This window comes from Nocardia farcinica (genome assembly GCF_029867845.1).
Taxonomy (GTDB): domain Bacteria; phylum Actinomycetota; class Actinomycetes; order Mycobacteriales; family Mycobacteriaceae; genus Nocardia; species Nocardia farcinica_A.
Map to the genome: position 1 here is coordinate 1 of NZ_JARWRU010000495.1, position 4,678 is coordinate 4,678.

At 70.0% G+C, this 4,678-nt stretch carries 6 protein-coding genes and 1 pseudogene; 6 read left to right on the plus strand and 1 reads right to left on the minus strand.

The window, feature by feature from the left end:
• The first annotated feature begins 537 nt into the window (after nt 1–537).
• From QH283_RS10790 to QH283_RS10815, 6 genes are all read left to right on the plus strand, one after another.
• On the plus strand, nt 538–738 hold the full coding sequence (locus QH283_RS10790) for a hypothetical protein (RefSeq protein ID WP_280502879.1): 201 nt from the start codon (nt 538–540) through the stop codon (nt 736–738).
• A gap of 201 nt (nt 739–939) precedes the next feature.
• Complete coding sequence (locus tag QH283_RS10795; RefSeq protein WP_280502880.1) at nt 940–1,380, plus strand: OsmC family protein; 441 nt, start codon at nt 940–942, stop codon at nt 1,378–1,380.
• Between the two features lie 153 nt (nt 1,381–1,533).
• Entirely contained in the window at nt 1,534–1,830 is a 297-nt protein-coding gene (locus QH283_RS10800) for an acylphosphatase (RefSeq protein ID WP_280502881.1), read from the plus strand.
• Nucleotides 1,831–2,056: 226 nt separating this feature from the next.
• The gene (locus QH283_RS10805) at nt 2,057–2,611 is read left to right on the plus strand and encodes a hypothetical protein (protein WP_280502882.1); all 555 of its coding nucleotides are present in this window, start codon (nt 2,057–2,059) and stop codon (nt 2,609–2,611) included.
• The gene (locus QH283_RS10810; RefSeq protein ID WP_280502883.1) at nt 2,611–3,777 is read left to right on the plus strand and encodes a glutathionylspermidine synthase family protein; all 1,167 of its coding nucleotides are present in this window, start codon (nt 2,611–2,613) and stop codon (nt 3,775–3,777) included. The genes QH283_RS10805 and QH283_RS10810 overlap by 1 nt, the downstream gene beginning before the upstream one ends.
• A 93-nt stretch (nt 3,778–3,870) precedes the next feature.
• On the plus strand, nt 3,871–4,320 hold the full coding sequence (locus tag QH283_RS10815) for a DUF350 domain-containing protein (RefSeq protein ID WP_280502884.1): 450 nt from the start codon (nt 3,871–3,873) through the stop codon (nt 4,318–4,320).
• 157 nt (nt 4,321–4,477) lie between these two features.
• Here the strand turns inward: QH283_RS10815 and QH283_RS10820 are convergent.
• Nucleotides 4,478–4,678 (minus strand): annotated as a pseudogene (locus tag QH283_RS10820) (MBL fold metallo-hydrolase); the annotation flags it as partial.

Here is a 4,678-nt window from a genome sequence, read left to right on the forward strand (position 1 = left end):
ACGTCGAAATAAGGCGGTACAAACATCGCTATGTTCAATTGCCTTCAGGCGTGATCGATCGACACAAGATCCGTGGCGGCACGTCGTGCCGTAACCGGCTCCGAGAACACTGCGCTCATGACCCTCCTTCCAGGGACACAACCGTTGGCACTCGCTTCACCCGACATCTTCCGAGTGCCGGGCGCCGAAATGTGGCCGTCTCCGTCACGTCGAGGCTTGTCGTGACGCATGTCACGACTAGAGGGGGCCGACGCCTACGTACCGCGTGCCGCAACGGTTAACCCTCACACCAGGCGTGTCGTGTTCCTTTCGTTACGCAAGCGATAGCTGGGACGCTGCTGGAGTATCGGTCGGCCGACCAGCCAGGAGGCGCCGGAGTCGGATGCCGACCGTCCGGTCGGGCGGGGGTGCGGGCGAGCCGGGCGACGACCACGTATGGTGGAGATATTCGGGGGAGTTCCGAGCGCATCGCCGACCCGGCCGTGCCGCCTCCGAATTGCGAACCGGCCGCCTTCTCGCCGGGACAGGAGCGTCCCCATGACGCATGATGACCGTCCGTCGTTCAGCCACCCGCTGAGCGCGGAAAACCAGACCGTGCCAACCGCGCAGGCCGCCGTCGTGCCGCGCCCGGTCTTCAGCAGCCCCGAGACCGCCTCGGCCGGGACCGTCGAACAGCCCGAACACCGCCCGCAGAGCCGCCACCGGGCGTCGGGCGCGCGCCGTTCCCGGCAGTCGTAGCCGCTCGCCCGGCGTTCGTCTCGTCCGACAACCGCTGGTCCGCCGCGGTTCTCCGGTGACGCCGCACACCGTCCGTCGCGTTTCGCGGCGGGCGGTGTGGTGCGTGTCGCAGCAGGAATGCGTGGCCGATCGCGCGGTGTTGCCGCAGGGGAGCCGATCTCGACGCCGATCGGCGCCGACACGGATGGCAGGATTCACGCTATGGCTGATACGAACGCGACCGCCGCGCCGACCGAACTATGGGTCGAGCGCACCGGCACCAGGGCCTACACCGGCCGCAGCAACCGCGGCGCCGAGGTGAAGATCGCGTCGCAGGGGGTGCCCGGCGCGTTCACCCCGGGTGAGCTGCTCAAGATCGCGCTGGCCGCCTGCTCCGGCCTCAGCGCCGACTTCCCGCTCTCGCGCAAGCTCGGCGACAACTTCGACGCCACCATCCGGGTCTCCGGCGACGCCGACCGGGAGAACGAGGTCTACCCGCAGCTCGACGAGGTCTTCGAGTTCGACCTCAGCGAACTCGACGAGCAGGAGCGTGAGCGCCTGCTGGTGACCGTGCAGCGCGCCATCGACAAGGTGTGCACCGTGGGGCGCACGCTCAAGGCGGGCACGAAGGTCACGCTGTCGTTCGACGTCGACACTCTCTGACGCCGTCACTTTCTGTCGCCGACACTGTCCGGCGACGCCCCTGCGACGTCGGCGCCTTCCGGCTCCGCGCGTCCGCGGCGGACCGGCGCGGCGGGCGATGCCCCGGGCGACCCGCTGTCACAAGCGCGTTCGGCGCCCGGCATGCTGCCGGGCATGAGTGAACGCGAGGACGCAGGCGGCCCGGCGCGCCTCAGCGCGTGGGTGCACGGGCGGGTGCAGGGGGTCGGGTTCCGCTGGTGGACCAGGGCCAGGGCGCTGGAACTCGGATTGACCGGCTACGCGCGCAATTCCGCCGACGGCCGGGTCCATGTGGTTGCCGAGGGTTCGCGGACGGACGCCGAGCGGCTGCTCGACCTGCTGCGATCCGGGACAACTCCTGGCCGCGTGGATCTCGTTGTGGAAAGCTGGGAATCCGCGCGGGGAGATTTCACCGGATTCGAGGAGCGCTAGTGGAGGGTGCCATGCCGACGGGGAGGCGGCGGTGACGACGCCGGGGCAGGGTGAGGGGACTCCGCGGGGCTCCGAACCGGATCACACACGACCGGACAGCACAGGACCGGACAGCACGCGACCGGAGGACGCGCGACCGGAGAACACGCCGCAGCCGGGCGAGCAGCCACCGAGTTGGCAACCGCCCCAGCAGCAACCGCAGGCCTGGCAGCCGCCGGAGCTGAACGTGCCCGAGCAGCCGCCGTACGCGGGCAGCATCCAGCGCCAGGAACCGGGCGTGACCCGACCGCGTCCGCCGACGGTCGCCGAGGCCCGCGCGCGGGACAAGGCGCGAAGGGCGGCCTACGAGAAGGCGCGCGCGGAGGCCGCGGCGGCGGCGGCCAAGCGCCGTGCCCGCGACCGGGTGCTCATCGGCGGCGTGGCCGTGGTCGGTGTCGCTGCCCTGGTCGGAGGCGGCTACCTGGCCTATCGCGCGATCAGCGCGCCGGATGTCACCGCCTACTGCGTGAAGACCGAGGACGGCCAGGAGGTCGTGGTCGAGGACACCTACTGCGGCGACGGCAAGCCCGGCTTCGTCGACGGCAACGGCGGTGGTGGCGGCGCGGTGATCATCTGGGGCAGCGGCCCGCAGTACCGCTACTACTACGGCGGCAACAACACCGTGGGCAAGCCGCCCGTCGGCGGCACCACGATCAAGCCCAAGGGCGCCAACATCACCACCAAGTCCGGCACCACGATCCAGCGCGGCGGACTCGGCAGCAAGGTCGGCGGTGGGTCCTGATGCGACGGTTGCGGGGCACGCCCCGTGCAGGCTGGCAGCGCGTCATCGAGGATCAGGGCCTGGTCTACGGCGCGCCCGGTCGCTACGCCGACGGCACACCACGGCCCTACTGGGACGAATCGGTGCACTACGAGTTCGACATGGACGAGATCCTGGCGCTGGAAGCCGATGTGGAACTACTGCACTCGATGTGCCTCAACGCCGTCGAGCACGTGATCCTCACCGAGCGGTTCGCCGATTTCGGCCTGCCCGAGTGGAGCTGGGGGCCGATCGCCGAGTCCTGGCGTCGCGCCGATCCCTACGTCTACGGCCGCTTCGACCTGCGCGACGACGCGCGCCGGGCGGCCAAGCGGCTGGAGTACAACGCCGACACGCCCACCTCGCTGCTGGAGGCGGCGATCGTGCAGTGGCACTGGCTCACCGACACCCACCCCGGCGACGACCAGTGGAACTCTCTGCACGAGAAGCTCGTCGCGCGCTGGGCGGAGTTGCGCAAGCAGGCCGCCGACCCGCAGCTGCACTTCGCCTGGTCGGGCGCGGACGCCTCCGGTGAGGACAACGTCACCACCGCCTACATGCAGGAGACCGCCGCCGAGGCGGGGTTCGACACCATCGCGCTGCCGATCGAGGAGATCGGCTGGGACACCGAGCTGGAACGCTTCGTCGACCTGGCCGAGGCCCCGATCGAGGCGATCTTCAAGCTCTACCCCTGGGAATGGGTGCTCGACGACGAATTCGGCAGACGCGTGGTGAGCAGCCTGCCCGCCACCGCCTGGATCGAGCCGCTGTGGAAGGCGCTGCTGAGCAACAAGGCGATTCTCGCGGTGCTGTGGGAGATGTATCCCGGGCATCCGAACCTGTTGCCCACCTACATCGACGAGCCGCGCGAACTCACCGAGTACATCCGCAAACCCAAACTGGGACGCGAGGGCGCGAACATGACCATCGTCGGCGCGGGCATGGAGACCGCCACCGGCGGCGTCTACGGGGCGGAGGGGTATGTCTACCAACTGCTCGACCCGCTGCCGGAATTCGACGGGATGCGGCCGGTGCTCGGGGCGTGGATGGTCGGCGACGAGTCGGCCGGGCTCGGCATCAGGGAGACCGCCGGCCTGATCACCGACGACGGAGCCGCTTTCGTGCCGCACCGCATCCCCGCGGGCTAGCCGGGGCGCCGATCCGGCCGCTACGGCGCCGCGCGGGTCGCCCTGTCTCGCAGTTGATCCACTTGGTTCGCACACTTATCGGAAAGGATCACGATGACCGCACTCGCCCTCGAATCGGGGTATTGGAGCGCGCTCGGCGAGGGCGTCGGCGCCATCCTGCTCTACGCCGTCGTCGGATTGGCGCTGATGCTCGTCGGTTTCTACGCCATCGATCTGACCACCCCGGGCAGATTGCGCGAGCTCGTCGTCGCGGGCAAGCCGAACGCGATCATCGTCTCGGCCGCCGGCCTGGTCAGCATGGCCTTCATCGTGGTGCTGGCCATCTACTCCTCGGCGGGCAAGCTCGCCGAGGGGCTGATCGCCGCGCTGGTCTTCGGCCTGGTCGGCATCGTGGTGCAGGTGATCTCGGTGCGCGTGCTGGAGCGGGTGTTCGGCATCGACATCGGCGCGGCGATGCACTCCGATGTGCGGACCGCCGAGGTCCTCGTGGTGGCGGCGGCGCACTTCGCCCTCGGTCTGGTCGTCGCGGTGGCGATTCTCTGACCAGGGTTCCCGCGATCTCGGCCGATCCGGCGCGGCCGGAGGCGCCCGCGTCGCTCGGCCGCGTCGCGGTACGGGCAGCGGTGGTGCCCACGTCCCGGCGCGCTCACGGCCCGGCCAGAGCTTTCCGGCCGGGCCGCCGAGGCGGGAAGCTGTCGGCTCAGTGCCCGCGGGCGATCCAGTCCGCCAGCGACGGCTTCTCGGCGCCGATGGTGGTGCCCTCGCCGTGGCCGGTGTGTACCCGTGTCTCCTCGGGCAGGGTGAGCAGCCGGTCGCGGATAGTGTGGATTATTGGGTAGAAAAAACAGAAACACCCCCCCGGACCCCCCCGGGCCCCCCCCCACAACCTGGAACACCAGGT